Origin of the sequence: Plantactinospora sp. ZYX-F-223 (assembly GCF_039649625.1) — a bacterium.
Lineage (GTDB): Bacteria > Actinomycetota > Actinomycetes > Mycobacteriales > Micromonosporaceae > Plantactinospora.
In genome coordinates this window covers 14,435-31,089 of record NZ_JBDJAV010000005.1, presented here as the reverse complement: position 1 = coordinate 31,089, position 16,655 = coordinate 14,435, and the positions used below count along the sequence as shown (strand labels likewise).

The 16,655-nt window shown below is 71.4% G+C and carries 16 protein-coding genes; 6 read left to right on the top strand and 10 right to left on the bottom strand.

Annotation, left to right across the window (positions count from 1 at the left end; translation table 11 throughout):
- Positions 1-23 precede the first annotated feature (23 nt).
- Positions 24-1,655, bottom strand: a complete 1,632-nt coding sequence (locus AAH979_RS06525) for a long-chain fatty acid--CoA ligase (RefSeq protein ID WP_346257327.1) — start codon at positions 1,653-1,655, stop codon at positions 24-26.
- 68 nt (positions 1,656-1,723) lie between these two features.
- On the opposite strand from AAH979_RS06525, the gene AAH979_RS06520 reads away from it, so the two are divergent.
- The 3 genes from AAH979_RS06520 (at position 1,724) to AAH979_RS06510 (ending at position 3,347) form a co-directional block, all read left to right on the top strand.
- A complete protein-coding gene (locus AAH979_RS06520) occupies positions 1,724-2,218 on the top strand; it encodes an NUDIX domain-containing protein (protein WP_346257120.1) in 495 nt (164 codons plus the stop codon).
- Between the two features lie 224 nt (positions 2,219-2,442).
- The gene (locus AAH979_RS06515; protein WP_346257119.1) at positions 2,443-3,171 is read left to right on the top strand and encodes a helix-turn-helix transcriptional regulator; all 729 of its coding nucleotides are present in this window, start codon (positions 2,443-2,445) and stop codon (positions 3,169-3,171) included.
- Entirely contained in the window at positions 3,168-3,347 is a 180-nt protein-coding gene (locus tag AAH979_RS06510) for a DUF397 domain-containing protein (protein WP_346257118.1), read from the top strand. The genes AAH979_RS06515 and AAH979_RS06510 overlap by 4 nt, the downstream gene beginning before the upstream one ends.
- Positions 3,348-3,435: 88 nt before the next feature.
- On the opposite strand, the gene AAH979_RS06505 is transcribed toward AAH979_RS06510, so the two are convergent.
- Together AAH979_RS06505 and AAH979_RS06500 are read right to left on the bottom strand one after the other, a co-directional pair.
- Complete coding sequence (locus AAH979_RS06505) at positions 3,436-5,007, bottom strand: MDR family MFS transporter (RefSeq protein WP_346257117.1); 1,572 nt, start codon at positions 5,005-5,007, stop codon at positions 3,436-3,438.
- A gap of 353 nt (positions 5,008-5,360) precedes the next feature.
- On the bottom strand, positions 5,361-5,909 hold the full coding sequence (locus tag AAH979_RS06500) for a type 1 glutamine amidotransferase domain-containing protein (protein ID WP_346257116.1): 549 nt from the start codon (positions 5,907-5,909) through the stop codon (positions 5,361-5,363).
- 175 nt (positions 5,910-6,084) lie between these two features.
- Here AAH979_RS06500 and rfaE2 point away from each other — a divergent pair, with 175 nt between their 5' ends.
- Together rfaE2 and AAH979_RS06490 are read left to right on the top strand one after the other, a co-directional pair.
- Positions 6,085-8,223: a D-glycero-beta-D-manno-heptose 1-phosphate adenylyltransferase gene (gene rfaE2 / locus AAH979_RS06495; protein WP_346257115.1), complete on the top strand. Its 2,139-nt coding sequence runs from the start codon at positions 6,085-6,087 to the stop codon at positions 8,221-8,223.
- A gap of 44 nt (positions 8,224-8,267) precedes the next feature.
- Entirely contained in the window at positions 8,268-9,218 is a 951-nt protein-coding gene (locus tag AAH979_RS06490; protein WP_346257326.1) for a glycosyltransferase family A protein, read from the top strand.
- Here the strand turns inward: AAH979_RS06490 and AAH979_RS06485 are convergent.
- The 4 genes from AAH979_RS06485 to AAH979_RS06470 form a co-directional block, all read right to left on the bottom strand.
- Entirely contained in the window at positions 9,160-10,263 is a 1,104-nt protein-coding gene (locus tag AAH979_RS06485) for a glycosyltransferase family 9 protein (protein ID WP_346257114.1), read from the bottom strand. The genes AAH979_RS06490 and AAH979_RS06485 overlap by 59 nt on opposite strands.
- 16 nt (positions 10,264-10,279) lie before the next feature.
- A complete protein-coding gene (locus tag AAH979_RS06480) occupies positions 10,280-10,855 on the bottom strand; it encodes an Hsp20/alpha crystallin family protein (protein WP_346257113.1) in 576 nt (191 codons plus the stop codon).
- A 213-nt stretch (positions 10,856-11,068) separates the two neighbouring features.
- The gene (locus AAH979_RS06475; RefSeq protein WP_346257325.1) at positions 11,069-11,584 is read right to left on the bottom strand and encodes a DUF2231 domain-containing protein; all 516 of its coding nucleotides are present in this window, start codon (positions 11,582-11,584) and stop codon (positions 11,069-11,071) included.
- Positions 11,585-11,732: 148 nt separating this feature from the next.
- On the bottom strand, positions 11,733-12,923 hold the full coding sequence (locus AAH979_RS06470; protein ID WP_346257112.1) for a low temperature requirement protein A: 1,191 nt from the start codon (positions 12,921-12,923) through the stop codon (positions 11,733-11,735).
- Between the two features lie 292 nt (positions 12,924-13,215).
- On the opposite strand from AAH979_RS06470, the gene AAH979_RS06465 reads away from it, so the two are divergent.
- A complete protein-coding gene (locus AAH979_RS06465) occupies positions 13,216-13,386 on the top strand; it encodes a hypothetical protein (protein WP_346257111.1) in 171 nt (56 codons plus the stop codon).
- A 109-nt stretch (positions 13,387-13,495) separates the two neighbouring features.
- On the opposite strand, the gene AAH979_RS06460 is transcribed toward AAH979_RS06465, so the two are convergent.
- The 3 genes from AAH979_RS06460 to AAH979_RS06450 all read right to left on the bottom strand — a co-directional run bounded on the left by AAH979_RS06460 (position 13,496) and on the right by AAH979_RS06450 (position 16,574).
- The gene (locus tag AAH979_RS06460; RefSeq protein WP_346257110.1) at positions 13,496-14,743 is read right to left on the bottom strand and encodes a polysaccharide deacetylase family protein; all 1,248 of its coding nucleotides are present in this window, start codon (positions 14,741-14,743) and stop codon (positions 13,496-13,498) included.
- A 675-nt stretch (positions 14,744-15,418) separates the two neighbouring features.
- Complete coding sequence (locus AAH979_RS06455; protein WP_346257109.1) at positions 15,419-15,793, bottom strand: hypothetical protein; 375 nt, start codon at positions 15,791-15,793, stop codon at positions 15,419-15,421.
- A gap of 115 nt (positions 15,794-15,908) precedes the next feature.
- Positions 15,909-16,574 carry a hypothetical protein gene (locus AAH979_RS06450; RefSeq protein WP_346257108.1) on the bottom strand — a complete coding sequence of 222 codons (666 nt, stop codon included), beginning with the start codon at positions 16,572-16,574 and terminating at the stop codon, positions 15,909-15,911.
- Between the last annotated feature and the right edge of the window lie 81 nt (positions 16,575-16,655).

Below are 16,655 nucleotides of genomic sequence, written 5' to 3'. Positions count from 1 at the left end.
GGTAGCAACAGCACACCTACGGGTCAGGTCGGGAGCACGGTCACGTCGAGGGCGTCGGTGGCGTAGTCGGCGCGGACGCGCTTCTTGTCGAACTTGCCCACCGACGTCTTCGGTACGGCGTCGACAAAGGCCCACCGTTCGGGGAGCTGCCATCCGGCCACCCGGTCGGCGAGGAAGTCCCGCAACTCCTCGGCGCTCACCTCGGCACCCTCCTGCCGGACTACCGTCGCAAGTGGACGCTCGTCCCAGCGCGGGTCCGGTACGCCGACCACGCACGCCTCCCGCACCGCCGGATGCGCCATCAGCGCGTTCTCCAACTCGACCGAGGAGATCCACTCACCACCGGACTTGATCACGTCCTTCGCCCGGTCGGTGAGGGTGATGAAGCCATCCGCCGAGAGCGTGCCGACGTCACCGGTACGCAGCCAGCCATCCCGGAACTTCTCCGGGTCGGGTGCGTCGTCGCCGACGTACCGGGCGGTCACCCACGGACCCCGGACCTCCAGTTCGCCAACGGCCTTGCCGTCGGCCGGCAGGTGCGTGCCGTCCGGCCCGACGATCCGGGCGGCGACCCCGGCCGGCACCCGCCCCTGGGTGTAGCGGTAGCGCCAGGCCTCCTCGCCGGTCGCCCCGGCCGGCGGTCGGGCCACCGAGCCGAGCGGGGACATCTCGGTCATCCCCCAGGCGTGGATCACGTCGATCCGGTGCCGTTCGGCGAAGGCGTGCATCAGCGCCGGCGGGCAGGCCGAGCCGCCGACGATCACCTCGGTCAGCGAGGAGGTGTCGACCTCGTTGGCGTCCAGGTGGTTGAGTAGGTCGGTCCAGATGGTCGGCACCGCGCCGGCCAGGGTCGGCCGCTCGGCCGCGATCATCGCGGCGATCGGGGCGCCCTGGAGGAACCGGTCCGGCATCACCAGCGAGGCCCCGGAGAGGAAGGCGGCGTACGGGATGCCCCAGGACATCGCGTGGAACATCGGCACGATGGCCAGTTCCCGGGTGGTCGGGCCGAGCCCGAACGACTCCGGCAGGCAGATCTGCACCGAGTGCAGCCAGATCGACCGGTGCGAGTAGGCGACGCCCTTGGGGTTGCCGGTGGTCCCCGAGGTGTAGCAGAGCGCGGCGGCGTCGCGCTCGTCCAGCTCCGGCCAGTCGTACCGGTCCGGCCGGTCCCGCAGCAGGTCGTCCCAGCGGTGTACGGCGATCCGCCCGCCCCCGGCCGAGCGCAACGGCGCCGGGTCACCGTCACCGACCACCACCACGTGCTCTACAGTGGACATCTCGGGCAGCGCCCTGGCCAGCAGCGGGATCAGCGTCGAGTCGACCAGCACCACCCGGTCCTCGGCGTGGCTGGCGATGTAGGCCACCTGGTCGGGAAAGAGGCGGATGTTGAGCGTGTGCAGCACCGCGCCCATGCTCGGCACCGCGAAGTACGCGACCAGGTGCTCGGCGTTGTTCCACATGAAGGTGGCAACCCGCTGGTCACCGGTGATCCCGAGGTCGTCGCGGAGCGCGTGCGCGAGCCGGGCGGCGCTCGCACCCACCTCGGCGTACGTCATCCGGCGGGAGCCGTCGCCCAGCCAGGTGGCCACCTCGGCGGTGCCGTGCACCGTGCTGCCGTGTTCGAGGATGCGGGAAACCAGCAGGGGTGCGTCCATCATCGTGCTACGCATGGACCACAACCTAGTGTCGCAGCTCACACCTTGACCACCCGGAAGGCAACTCGATGAGCAGTATCCCGTGGGCCGAGTCCTACCTCGGCCAGCTTCGCGCCCTCGCCGGTGACCGTACGCTGATGTTCGTCGGCGCCCGTGGCGTGGTACGCGACGCGGCCGGCCAGGTGCTGCTGATCGAGCGCTCAGACAACGGTTACTGGGCACTGCCGGCCGGTGCGATGGAACTCGGCGAGTCGATCGCCCAGTGCGCCGTCCGCGAGGTCTGGGAGGAGACCGGGTTGACCGCCACCGAGGTCACCCCGTTCGCGATGTACACCGGTCCGGACCGCACCTTCACCAACATGTACGGCGACACGTACCAACTCTTCGTGGTCGCCTTCCGGGTCGATGCCTGGTCCGGCGAGCTGCTCACCAGCACCGACGAGACCACCGGCGCCGGCTTCTTCCCGCCCCGGGCGCTGCCCGCGCCGGTCTCCTCCACCGTGCTGGAGACCCTGGACGACCTGGCCGCGTTCGAGCAGACCGGCCAGGTCGTCCTGAAATAGCGAGGGCGGAACGAAAGCAAACGCTTTCCTTCGGAGTAGGAGATGTCCGGGACAGGATCCGTCGGTATCCATCCTGGACCATTGCCCGAAATCGGCGGAAGATTGGCGGCGGTCAGCATCCGTCCACCATTCCGGCTCCGAGCCGCCGTGAGAAAGTTCGAGAATAAATGGGTCACAGTGGTGTTCCGCAGATCCTGAAGTTCCTGCGTTCCCTCAGCGGTGGTATGACCCAGGAACAGGTCGCCGAACGGCTGAACGTCTCCACGTCCTTGATCGCCAAGTTCGAGACGGGCCGGCTGGTACCCATGCCGGACACCGCGAAACAGATAGACGAGCTGTTCGGCAGCGGCGATCTGGTCCAGAGCACGGCAGCCGCCGCCCGGAAGACCGCGCCGCAGGAGTGGTTCCGCCAGTGGCCCGACGTGGAGCGCGAGGCGGTCGCCATTCGGGGGCACGAGGCCAACTACGTGCCCGGCCTGCTCCAGACCGAGGCGTACGCGCGGGCGGTCCTGACCTCCGGTCTGCTCGACGCCGACGAGGTCGAGGAGCAGTTGGCGCTCCGGATGGAGCGCCAGGTGGCCGTCTTCGGCCGTGAGAAGCCGCCGATCTGCACCTTCATCGTCGACGAGTTGGCGCTGATGCGCGGCGAGCCTCGGGCGATGCTGAAGGAACAGTTGGCGCACCTGGTCGAGCTGTCGACCCGGCAAAAGATCTTCATCCACGTCGTGCCGCGATCCGCCGGACTGTATGTCGGGCAGATGGGCCCGCTGGTCCTGGCCTCCCTGCCCGGCGGAGGTGATGTGGCGTTCCTCGAAGACCAGGCGGCGGGACGGGTGCTGGCCGAGCCGGATCAGGTCGCCGCGATGGCGCGGGCCTGGGACGCGATACGCTCGGTAGCGCTCCCCCGAGACATGTCCCGGGATCTGCTCAAGAGGATGGCGAACGAGCTATGACTCCCACCTGGCGGAAGTCGACCCGCAGCAACGCGAACGGCGGCAACTGCGTCGAGGTCGCCGACAACCTTCCCGGCCGCGTGCTCGTCCGGGACAGCAAGGACCCGCACGGGCCGGCCCTGACCTTCGGCCCGGCCGCCTGGCGGCACTTCGTGCACGGCGTCGCCGCGCGCTGACCCCCCGAGCCGAACGCCACCGGTGCCCAGCGCGCGGTGCCGGGGGCGTTGCCGTTGCCGTACCCCTTGAAGTGGCACGGCCACCGCCTCAGATCAGCGTCTGGGCGTTCGCCTCCATCTCGGTGGCCGCGTCGCCCTTCCGGTCCCGGGCCAGCCCCTCGCCGGAGCCGGCCGGCGGGCCGCCGCGCAGTTCCTGGTTCGGCATCGCCAGGGTGACCGCCACCGCCAGGAACGCGATCAGCCCGGCGACCAGGAAGACGGTGTGCAGCGCGCCGACGAACGACTCCTGGACGGCGGCCCGGATCGGTTCCGGCAATGCCAGGATCCGGGACGGCTCGTTGACCGAGAACTCCGTGGTGGCGCCGGCGAACTGCGCCCGCTGCTCGGGCGGAAGCTGGGCGATCGCGCCGGGCAACCGGTCGGCCAGCCCGCCGGAAAGCCCGGCGGAGAGCACCGTACCGAGGATCGCCACCCCGAACGAGCCGCCCAGCGACCGGAAGAAGGTCGCGGCCGAGGTACCGGCGCCGAGGTCGCGCATCTCGACCGCGTTCTGCGCGGCGAGGATCAACGACTGCATGCAGAGGCCCAGCCCGACGCCGATGATCACCATGTAGAGGAAGGCGTTCCAGAGCGGGGTGTCGACCTGCAACTGGGTGAAGAGCAACATGCCGGCGACCAGCACGACCGCCCCGACCACCGGAAACCACTTGTACCGGCCGATCCGGCTCATCGCCCGCCCGGAGAGCACCGAGGTGACGATCACGCCGACCATCATCGGCAGCATCAGCAGACCGCTGTCGGTCGGCGACGCACCCTTGACGATCTGGAGATAGAGCGGGATGAAGATGATCGACCCGAACATCACCAGGCCGAGGATGAAGCCCGCGGTGTTGGCCAGCGCGAAGGTGGACCGGCGGAACAGCTTGAGCGGCAGAATCGGCTCGGCCACCCGGGCCTCCTGGACCAGGAACAGCACGCCGAGCACCCCGCCGGCCACGAACAGCCCGATGATGATCCCGGAGCCCCAGGCGTACTCGTTGCCGCCCCAGCTCAGCGCGAGCAGCAGCGAACTCACCCCGGCCACCAGCAGGCCGGCACCGAGCCAGTCGATGGCGTGCTGCCGGCGCTGGAACGGCACCAGCCGCATCACGTGGTAGCAGACGATGATGGCGACCACCGCCAGCGGCACGTTCAGGAAGAAGATCCATCGCCAGTCGTGCTCGGCGAAGTAGCCGCCGACCAGCGGCCCGGCCACCGAGGAGAGCCCGAACACCGCACCGAAGAGGCCCTGGTAACGGCCACGGTCCCGGGCCGACACCACATCGGAGATGATGGTGAAGGCCAGCGTCATCAGACCGCCCGCGCCGAGCCCCTGCACTCCGCGGGTGATGATGAGCTGGGTCATGTCCTGCGCGAAGCCGGCGGCCAGCGAGCCGACCAGGAACGCCCCGATGGCGAAGAGGAAGACCGGACGGCGACCGAAGAGGTCGGCCATCTTGCCGTACAGCGGGGTCGAGGCGGTCGACGCCAGCAGGTACGCGGTGACCACCCACGAGTAGTGGTTGATCCCGCCGAGTTCGCCGACGATGGTCGGCAGCGCCGTACCGACGATGGTCTGATCCAGTGCGGCGAGCAGCATGCCGGTCATCAGACCGCTCATCAGGAGCAGGATCTGTCGGTGTGTCAGGGTCGGCCGCGCGTCCTCAGCGGTGGTCATAGTGCCTTCTCCCCCCGTTGGCACAGAAAATGCCTACCGCCAGTCTCGGCCTGGACCACCGCCCGGCCCAGCCGAACGCGAACGCTGTGATCACGATCATGCATCCTCGGCGGGCCGCGCTGGGCCGGGGCCCCGCCGGTCCGGCGAGCGGTCGGCGGGGCCCGGTGGGCGGGTCTGCTCGTTCGCCCCTCAGCCGCTGGCGGAGTCACCGCTCCAGCCGCGCGCCGGAGGCGTCGCCCTTTCAGCCGCCTGCCGGAGGCGTCGCCTCTCCAGCCGCGTGCCCGAGGACCGGAGGATCAGTGCCGGCCCTCGGCGAGTTCCTCCACGAGCTTGGCGCAGAACGCCGGCAGGTCGTCCGGCTTGCGGCTGGTCACCAGGCCGTTGTCGACATGGCACTCCTCGTCGACCCAGTGCGCGCCCGCGTTCGACAGGTCGGTCCGCAGGCTGGGCCAGGAGGTGACGGTGCGACCCTTCACCACGTCGGCGTCGATAAGTGTCCACGGCGCGTGGCAGATCGCCCCGACCGGCTTGCCGGCGTCGAAGAACGCCCGGACGAACCGGACCGCGTCCGGGCTCGCCCGCAGGGCGTCCGGATTGGCCACCCCGCCGGGCAGCACCAGGCCGTCGTAGGCCGCCGGGTCCGCCTCGGCCACGGTCGTGTCGACGTCGTACGTCCCGGACTTGTCCAGGTGGCTGAAAGCCTGGATCCGGCCGCCCTCCAGGGAGACCAGCTCGGCCCGGCCGCCGGCCGCCTCGACCGCCTGCCGGGGCCGGGTGTACTCGACCTCCTCCACGCCGTCGGTGGCCAGGAACGCGATGCGCTTGCCCTGCAACGTCGCGGTCATTCGCTTCTCCTTTCCGAGGAAACGGGGGGATATGCGGCGACGAACCTTTTGGTCGCATCCCGTGAAAAAGACGTTCCCGGTACGCCGGGTGCCAAACCCGCCGTACGGTCAGCGCCGGGTCGTGCCGTGCGGCAGTACCAGGTTTGCCCGGCCGGGCACCGGGGACCCGCGCCACATGGCGACAGACGCAGCGGAACAGCGCCGGTTGGCCTCGGTGGTGGAGAGCTGGCTCGGCAGGGGCGTACTGGTGGTCGGCGACGCGATGCTGGACGAATGGCGGTTCGCCGAGTCGGACCGGCTGTGCCGGGAAGCGCCGGCGCCGGTGTTGACCCTGCGCCGTCGGCTGACCGCGGCCGGTGGCGCCGCGAACACCGCCGTCAACCTCACCGCGCTGGGCGGCCGGGCGGCACTGGTCGCCCCGGTCGGCGCTGACGTGGCCGGTGACGAACTGCACGACTGCCTGGACCGGGCCGGTGTCTGGGACCGGACCATCAGCCAGCCCGGTCGGCCGACGCCGGTGAAGCGCCGGCTGCTCGCCGCCGACCAGATCCTGCTGCGCGAGGACGAGGGCGACGCCGACGAGACACTGCCCGAGGAGGGCGTACGCCGGATGCTCAACGCGCTCGCCCGGGCGACCGAGGAGCTGCGGGCGGACCGGGACGGCCAGCCGCCGACCCTGGTGGTCTGCGACTACGGCCTGGGTGCGCTGCCCGAGGCGGTACGGAGCTGGCTGGTCCGGCACCGCGACTCCTTCGCCACCGTGGCCCTGGACGCGCACGACCTGGCCTACTGGCGTGGGCTCGCCCCGACCGTGGTGACCCCGAGCTTCGCCGAGGCGACCAGACTGCTCAACGAGGCGGTCTCCGCCGGCCCGGCCAGCCCGACGTCGGCGGTCGCCGGCACCCGGGTCAGCGTCGCCGAGGACGGCAGCACGGTGGCGACCGGCGGTAAGGCCGACGCCACCGGCGGAATGCGCGACGCCGGCAGCGGAACGGGCGACACCGACAGCGCGGACGCCGGCAAGGACGCCGCTGCCGCCGCCAGGGGGCCGGGCGCCGCCGGCATCGGGAAGAACGCCGGTGGGCCGGCACCGGCGGTCGCCGCCGGTGGCACCGAGGACGGCGGCCGGGACGGGGACGGCTCCGCCGCGCCGGAGGGTACGCCGCCGGGCAGCGGCGACGGCCCGGGTCCGGTCGGCGGGGACGGCCTCACGGTGACCAGTGACGAGATCGGGGTCTCCGGTGACGACATCGTGGTGGCCGGTGACGAGACGTCGAGCGCCGCCGGTGGACGTCCGGTCGCGGCCGGCGGCGCCAGCCGGGCGCTGGTCGCCCAGGCCCGCCTCGCCGAGCTGCGGGAACGTACCGGTGCGGACGTGGTGGCGGTGACCCTGGACGCCGAGGGCGCGGTGGTGGGCGGGGCCGACGGGCGGTCCCGGCGCAGCCACGCGACTCCGGTACCGGCGAGTTACGCGGTCGGCGCCGGCGACGCGTACCTGGCCGCGATGACGCTGGCGCTGGCCGCGAACGCCCCACTGCCGACCGCTGCGCAGTTGGCCCAGCTCGCCGCGACCACCACCGTCTCGGACACCGGCACCTGTGTCTGCCTGCGCGAGGACCTGCTCGCGGCGCTCGGCTCGGCCGGCGAGGAACCGGCCCGGATCGTGCTGGACCGGGACGCCCTGGTGGAACTCGTCGCGCGGCACCGGGCCGAGGGGCGGGCCGTGGTCTTCACCAACGGCTGCTTCGACGTACTGCACCGGGGGCACGTGCGCTATCTCGACCAGGCACGCGAACTCGGCGACCTGCTGGTGGTGGCGGTCAACTCCGACGACAGCGTACGGCGGCTCAAGGGCACGGACCGGCCGGTGAACCCGGTGGAGGACAGGGTGGCGGTGCTCGCCGCGCTCTCCTGTGTGGACCACGTGGTGGTCTTCGAGGAGGACTCGCCGAGCGCGCTGATCGAGGCGATCCGCCCCGACGTGTACGTCAAGGGCGGCGACTACCCGCCGGACATGGTCCCGGAGGCACCCCTGGTACGCCGGCTCGGCGGCCAGGTCCGCACCCTCGGCTACGTACCCGACAAGTCCACCTCGGCGGTGATCGACCGGATCCGCTCGCACGGCGACGACCGGCGCCAGGCGGCGGCCGCCCGTTCCGGGGACGGGGCCGGCCAGCGCCACTCACCCGACGGCGGCCAGCGCCACTCCTCGCCGGACGGCGGCCAGGGCGCCTCGCCGGAGGGGAGCAGGGAGGCCGTTCCCGCTTCGGCGGACCCCGGCGGCACGGTGTCCGGGCCGAGCCGCCGGGCGTGAGCGCGGCTCCACATCGCGCCCAGGGCGGCGCGGCGCCGAGGACGATCACCCGCCCGCTCGACCCGGGCAGCGCGGCGGACTTCCGTACGCCCCGGCTGCTGGACGTGCTGGTGCCGACCCGGAACCGCCCCGCCGAGCTGGCGGTCACCCTGGCCGGGCTGGCCGCCCAGCGCCCCGCCGGGGCCGGCACGCAGGCCGCCGACACCGGCCCGGCCGGGTCGGAGGGGTCGGACGGGTTCGGGGTGGTGGTCAGCGACCAGTCCGACGGGGAACCCGGCTGGGCCGAACCCGCGGCGGCGGCGATGGTGCGGGTACTCCGGCACCGGGGCCATCCGGTGCTGCTCACCCGCCGGCTGCCCCGGCGGGGCCTGGCCGAGCACCGCGCCTACCTGCTGGACGCCTCGGCGGCCCGGTACGTGCTCTTCCTCGACGACGACGTCTGGCTCGAACCCGGCAGCGTCGACCGGCTGCTCACCGCGATCCGGGAACTCGACTGCGGCTTCGTCGGCAACGCGGTGCACGGGCTCTCCTATCTGGACGACGTACGGCCGGAGACGCACCGGCACTACGCCGAGTGGGAGGGTCCGCCGGAGCCGGAGCGGCTCCGCCCGGGCACGCCGGAGTGGGACCGGGCGCAGATCCACTCCGCCGCCAACCTGCTGCACGTCACGGAGGCGCGGCGGCTGCCGGCCGGGCAGTGGCGGGCGTACAAGGTCTCCTGGATCGGCGGCTGCGTGCTCTACGACCGGTCCCGGCTGCGTGCGGCGGGCGGGTTCGACTTCTGGACCCGGCTCGATCCGGGGCACCAGGGCGAGGACGTGGCCGCCCAGCTCGCCGTGATGGCCCGGTACGCCGGAGCCGGCGTCCTGCCCAGCGGGGCGTACCACCTGGAGGCGCCGACCACGGTGACCGAGCGGACCATGGAGGCCTGGGAGGTCACCGCCCGGTCAGATCGGCCACCGCCGCCAGCACCTCCACCACCGGCACGTCGGTGACGAAGGAGACCCGGTGCGGGCAGGCCGGCCCACCGCCGCCCCGGGCCGGATAGATCTCCCGGCTACAGTCCCGGCCGCAGACCGGGCAGTTCAGGGTCCACGAGGCGATCGGCCGGTGCCGGGCGCGCAGCGGCGTCGCACAGTTGATCACGTTGCCGACCCAGAAGATGCCGACCGTCGGGGTGTCCAGCGCGGCGGCGACGTGCACCGGACCCGTGTCGTTGGCCACCACCACCTCGCAGCCGGCGTAGCAGCCGATCAGGCCGCCGAGCGAGAGCTCACCGACCACCGAGCGGACCGGCCGGCGGGCCGCCGCCACCACCTGCCCGGCGAGGTCCCGCTCGTCCGGGGTACCGGTCACCAGCACCTCGTAGCCGTCGTCGACGAGTTGGTCGGCGACCTCGGCGAAACGCTCCGGCGGCCAGCGGCGACGCGGATCGCTTGCCCCGGGGTGCAGGGCGATCCGGGGGCGTACCGGCTCACCCAGCACCGTGCGCGCCTCGGCCAGGTCCGCCTCGGTGGCGACGAGCCGGGGCACCAGGCCGGTCGGGCTGGCGCCGACCAGGCCGGCGACCTCCAGGTAGCGGACCACCTCCGGCTGGTAGTAGACGTACCGGAGCCACCGGTCCAGCGGCGGCGCGTCCTCGCTGCGCAACCCGGCGGTCACCCGGGCACCGAGCCCGGCGACTAGCGGATTGGAGTTGGCCCCGCCGCCGTGCATCTGGAGCGCGAGGTCGAATTGCTCCCGGCGGGCGGCGTCGAGGAACCGGGCCATCGACTCCGCCGACGGTTCCGGTTCGTCCGGTCCGGCCACCCGGATGCCGTGCGCGGGCGGCACCACCAGCACCCGGTCGACCGGGCCGGGCCGGTCCCGGAGCAGCCGCTCGTGCCAGGGCGCGCCGATCAGCACCAGTTCGGCGTTCGGATAGCCGGCCCGCAGCGCGTCGAGCGCCGGCAGCGCGAAGATGAAGTCGCCGAGCGCGTTGGCCCGCAGTACGGCGATCCGCTCGACGTCACCGACGAGATCGCGCACCTTGCCGATCATCTGGTACGGGTCCGGCTCAGCCCGTGAACCCGGGGCCCGGGGTACCGGCGGCGGTGTCCGGCCGGTGCAGTTCCCGGTCGGCGGCCGGGTCCACGCCGCCGGGCCGAACGCCGGCTCCAGCGGTACGCCCGGCATGCTGGCCCGGGTCGTGGCGGCGGCCGCCGATGGTGATGGTCCGCCGGCCCGGCCGGGGCGCCTTCGGCAGCCTGACGGTGAGCAGACCGTGGTCCATCACGGCGTCGATCCGATCCGGGTCGACCGGTGCCGGCAGGTGCACCCGGTGCTCGAAGGCTCGGGCCTGCGATCCGCTACCGACCATTCCGTGGTCGGCGTTGACCTCGGCCTCGGAGCGGGCCCGGATGCACAGCTCGCGGTCGTCGAGTTCCAGGGCCACCTCCTCCGGGGCCACCCCGGGCAGCCGAGCCACCACCGTCCAGCCGTCGTCGCTCGGACTCAGCTCGACGTCCGGCTGCCCGCCCCGGCCGCCGACCAGCGCGGAGCCGACCAGCCGGCCGAGTTCCGCGCGGAGCGCCTGCAACTCACCGAGCGGGTCCCAACCCCGGTCTCCGGTGCCACGTCCTGGCTCAGCCATGCCGCCGTCTTTCCTCCCGTCGTGTCCTGCCGTTCGTCGGATCCACCGCCCGCCACCCACCGGACGGCACGGTCTTCGCCGAGCCCTGCTCCTTGGCCGGGTCCTGCTCCTTGGTCGCGCCCCTGATGCTTCGCCGGGTCCTGGTTTCTCGCCGGTCGGTTATCCGGATCGACAGCGCCCGGATCGGCCCGTGGCCAGGGTCGCCGGCGCCGCTCACCGCTTCTCGGGTCGGTCCGCGGACGCCGCGGCGGTGGTCCTGGGGCGCAGCGAACTCGGCGCGTTCAGATCGGCCTCCGGATCCACCCCGACGCCGAGCCGGTCCACCAGTTCGCCACCGAGCCAGGCGCCGAGCCCGGCACCGGCCACCGCCACCACCTCGATCGCGACCAGGGCACCGCCGGCCGCCCGGGTGTCCGCGGCCAGCCGCACCGCCCAGACCGCGGCGAAGAGCAGCAACACGGCGATGTTCGTCGAGGCGTGCGCCACCCCCACCCGCTTGGCCCGGGTCCCGGACGGTACGGCCAGCAGGTCCACCGCACCGGCCATCACCGCCAGTACCCCGCCGATCAGGCCGACCAGGATGTTCCAGTAGGCCAGCTCGCCGAGGAAGGCCGGGCCGCCGGCCACGTCGATGATGTCGAAGATCGTGGCGGACACGAAGAGGGCGATCGGGAACATCACCAGCATCGGATGGACCGGGTGCCCGAGCACCTTGAGTCGGCTCTCCATCATCGTCGCCTCCCAGGCTCAGCGGATGCCGGCGCCGCAGCCGTCGTACCCGACGGACTCGTCATGCGTAGGTCGCGGTCGCGGCTACCCGCTGCTGACGCCGTACCCGAATTGTCCGTCCGCAAACCCTCCGTACCGAGCTGTTCCGCTATTTCGGGGCTGAATGGTGGTGCTGGCGGGCCCCCGGATGCCGGGCCAGCGCCCGCCAGTCGGCGACTACCACCCCGAGCAGCACGGCGTTCGCGGTGCAGAGGATCAGCAGCGGCGAGAGGAAAATCATCGGCGGGCCGAGGACCACGAGCACGCCGAAGCCGACCAACCGGGACCGGGCGACCCCGCCCAGCACCCGGTACGCGAAGAGGGCCCGGGCAAGCAGGAACAGTGCCGGTCCGCTCATGATCGCCGCGACCTTGGGCGAGGTGGTCCGCCCGAACGGATGGTCGATCACGATGTGGTCGCCGACCGCCGTCACCACCACCCCGGCCAGCATCAGCAGGTGGGCGTAGGAGGCCGAACGGCCGATCCGGACCGGATCGGCGGCCGACCGGATCGCCTCGCCCATCAGGGCACTGCCCCGGTGGAAGTAGACCAGCCAGAGCAGCACCGCACCGACGAAGGCGAGCACGAAGGCCAGGGTCCGCTCGGCGGTGAAGTCGCCGCTCTCCAGTGCCGCCCCGGCGACCAGGATCAGCTCACCGAAGGCGATGGTGATGAACTGGAAGTAGCGCGCCGACAGGTGCTCGCCGGCCACCGTCCACTCGGAGATCCGCTGCCGGCCCAGTCCCGGAGTCGGATACTGGAGCATGTCCGCCGAGTAGTCGATCACCACGGCGACGATCCAGAGCGCGCCCCGCAGCGGGTCCTCGGCGAGCGCCCCGGCGATCCACGGTACGGCGGAGAAGAGATACCAGCAGAGGATCCTGCCGACCCGGTGCCGGGCCTCCCGGCCCCGGACGATCAGCAACAGGTAGATCCCCCGGACGATGTGCACCCCGACGTACGCCCCGGCGAAGACCAGGTCACGATCGCCGTACGCCTCCGGCAGGGCGGCGGCCAGCAGCAGGCTGCCGAGCATGGTGCCGACGATCAGGAGCTGGATCGACGGGCGGGACGGGTCGAAGCGGGCGACCACCCAGGCGGTGGCGGACCAGGCCCACCAGACCGCCAGCAGCAGGACGGTCATCCGGAACGCGCCGGCCCAGGTGAGGTCGCCGACCAGCTCGTTGGTGAGCTTGGTGAGCGCGAAGACGTAGACCAGATCGAAGAAGAGTTCGACGAAGGCCGGCCCGTACAGCCCGCCGCCACCGCGCGGCGACCGCCGGTCCCCGTCCCGCTCCATCAGCCCGCCCCCGCCCAGCTTGCCAGCCGGGCGGCGGGTCGCGGGCCGGGTTCGGCGGAGCCGGCGCGGGAGGATCAGCCCTGGTCGCAGCGCTCGCGCAGGGTCGCGACACGTTTCCGGTCAGCTCGTCGCAGTTGGCGTAGCCGGCGAAGAGGAATTCGGGGTCCCACTCCTCCCCCGTGATGACCGTGTGCCGTCCGGCGGGAGTGCCGGTCGGCGCTGTGCCACCACGCCACCAGGGGCTTTGAACAGATCATGAACACTCTTGATCTTGTTCAAGGTGTCTCGGCACGTGTTCAACCCAGCCGTCGCCGATCCCCGTCAATGCGTCTTCTCCCGCCCGATCCGCGTCCGCTACGAGTGGAACAAGACCGACCCGCAGCACCCGGTGTGGGAACAGTCGTTCTCCCCCGACGGCGGCGAGACGTGGGAGAAGAACTGGGTCGCCGTCTTCAGCCGCTGACAGCGGCGGGGCGGTGGCGGTGGCGGTCCACCGCACGATGATCGATATGGGCTCGGCCTACGGCCCGGGCCAAGGCCGGTGGGCGGGTGCCTGACGACTGATCCGGCCGTCACGCGCCTGCCCGGTGGACGACGTCGCTGACGGAGATGACGGGGATTCCCCGTGCGGCGATGGCGTCCATGATCATATTGAAGTCGGTTTGCGAGATCTCGGCAGGGTCCTTGGGCGCACCGGTCACGATCTGGTGGAAGACCAGGTTGAGCCAGCCGCCGTTGGTCGCCACCCGGTCGAGCATCCCGCCCTTCCCGGTCAGCTTCCTGTGGTTGTTCGGGCCTTTCGAGAGCGAGCTGATGGAGGACAGGCCGCGCATCCGGTGCGGCATCGCCGCCGGGCACGCGTCGATCGCCGTGTGCGTCGACACACCTACCTCGGACAGGATCGTCCGCGCCGACCCGAAGTGGCGGGCCACCAGCTGGTCGACGGGCACGCCGTCGACGGTTTTCTCGTACTGGCCGCCCGGGTAGGCGAAGCTGTCACCGTGGAAGCCGTTGCTGACCAGCCACGCTTTCAGCTCGCGGGCATCGTCGTCCACCTGCTGTGCGGTCAGCTTTGGGTAGCGGGTGGCGTGCGCCGATGACGCGTACGAGTGCCCGGCGATCTCCCAACCGGACGTGTCCTGCAACGACCGCAGCTCGGCGAGGGTGAGCTTGCCCGGGGTTCCGATCGCGTCCGCGATCGTGTACTGCGTGCCCGGGAAGCCCAACGCGTCCATCTTCCGGATGGCCAGCCGGGCGGAGGCGTTGGAATCGTCGAAGGTGACCGAGACGATGCCGTCCGGCCACATCGACACCCCCGAGTCGATGACCTCGACCGCCTGCAGCCACAGGGTGACCGGGCCCGTGCCCTTGTCGGACACCTGGATCTGCATGTCCGTGAACCCGGCGGTCGTGCTCGGCGCACCCGTCGGCGACAGCCTGTAGGCGCCCGCAACAGTGTTGATCTCCGACCACTGGAGGGTCACGGTGACCCAGTCACCGGCCAGGCCGATCTGCGACGACCTGGTGCTGGCGTTGAACCGCCACTTGAGGTTGTTCGCCATGCCGGACGTACCGACGAAGAAACTGAGGCTGTTGACCCTGGTGTAGTTGTCCACCCGCAGCAGCAGGCGCAACGCCTTGCCGGTCAGGTTGATCGCCGGCAGGCCGAACCGGCGCAGCGTCGCCGTGGCGCCCGCCCCGTTGGTCGTGATCGATGCCGACTGGCTGCCATGCACGAATACCGCGGTGTCGTTGAGGTTGGAGCCGCCGATCGTGCCGGCGGCGGTCCACCCGTGCCCGGCCTGCATCGCCGTGACCATGCGCGAGGCGTCCCCCCACCTCGGCGGAGAAGCGGGATCCCGCCACCTCGACGGAAGTCCCGTCGCGATGGCGGCCACAGGCATTGCCGCCCCGACCGCACCGGCGACGAGCAACCCTCGCCGAGAAACCTTCGCATGTCTCACGGCCGCCATTCTGGCTTATGATCATGGCGTACGGCGTCCCGGGGCAGCCGGCGACGGGACGAATTTACCGCGCCGCCGCCCGGGACCGCCACGGCCAAGCGCTCTCTGACGGAAAGGGCGAAAAGGTCGCGTTGATCCACCGGATTTACTGACCGGGCATGCCGATTCGCTCGATCATCCATGTGACGGCCCATCGCGATCTTGTTCAAGGTCCCGAGGATCCGTGCCTGCCCTACCCACGTCCCATGCCGGGATCCATACGACCAGACGCCACCGACCACCGGCGATCTACCGGCGACGACAGAACACGCCCCGCCGGGAAACCTTCACCTGTCTCATGGCCCGATAGTCTGCCGAACGACCGTGGCGTACACGCACCGGGTCGGCGCCGATCCACGACCCGGGCCGCGCCGGCCGTTCCCGGCGCCATCCCCCAAGCCAGGTCCCCGCGCCTATTCGATATTCGAACGCCATCGTCATCGATGGACGGCAATGCTCGATTTCAGTCCGGGCATCCGGCGGGGAAACGTGTTACTGCGCCGGCTTCTGGGACAGCCACTGCCGAGCGCTCTGTAGCGGAATCGCGAAGAAGGTCGCGTTGCTCCACCGGATCGTTTGGCCGGGCATGTCGATCGGCTCGATCATCCAGGCGTCAACGACGCGCTGGCCGTCGATGTTCACGCTACCGCCACCGCGGCCGTCCGCGAATTCGATGCCGCGGAGCCAGCCGACACCGTCCGCGTCACCCCGCTGTCCCGCGGAGAATTCGACGACGAGGTCACCGACGTGGGGCCGCTTCATCCGCTCGCGTAGCTCGGCGGAAAGCCAAGGCACGTTGGGGGATAGGGTCGACAACCACAACTCGTTAGCGAGCACTGCGATCAACTGAGTCTTGCTTACTGGCACGTACGAAATTATCTCATGTTATCGCCACGCAGCGAACACCCCGTTTCGGGCATTCCCTCTGCCGATCCCGCCGGCAACCAGGGCGGAACCGGGCGGAATGCCGTAACGGGGCCGGTTACGGCGAGGGCGTCACCGCCGGGGCGCCGCCGGTCTCCCGCTTCTGGAGCACGTCGTTGCCGAGGTGCGACTTGACCAGGTCGTTCAGGACGACGTCCGCGCGTTCGTGGTCCTCCTCGATGGCGCTGCCGTCCGCGTGCGCGACCAGGCCGTACGCCAGGTAGTGACCGCGCACCTCCCAGGACAGGTTCGCCGCCGCCCGACTGACGATGTTGGACTTGTCACCCGCGACCATGCCCGCGAAGCGACCCTTCCCCTCCTCCACCGCCTTCTTGATGGCAGCCGCCGCGGTCAGTGCCTTCTCCCGGGTTTCCAGGTTGAAGATCCCCGCCGTCATGACCAGGGTGTCGTCGGGCGACATCAGTGTGGCCCGCACCACCTGGGTGCAGCCCGCCTTGGCCAGTTCCTCGGTGACGGCGCCGCTGGCGGCCGTCGCGCAGTTGTCGGACGACTGCGTCTTGAGGACCTTGAACGCGCCCTCGGTTCCCGGCACCGTCTCGGAGTCGAAGACCTCGGCCACGGTCAGCGGCGTCGGGTCGACCTGCCGGTCCGCGATCTGCCGATCCTGCTCGCTGGAGCGCCCGCTGCCTGGGCCCTGGAGGAAGTACCATCCGCCGCCGGCGCCGAGCGCGAGCAGCAGGACCAGCACGAAGACGAGCGGCACGCGGGATCGGCGCTTGCCACGCCGCGGGTTCCGCTCCGGGCCGCCGCCCTGACCGCCGCCGGCACCCTGCTCGCGGCGCGG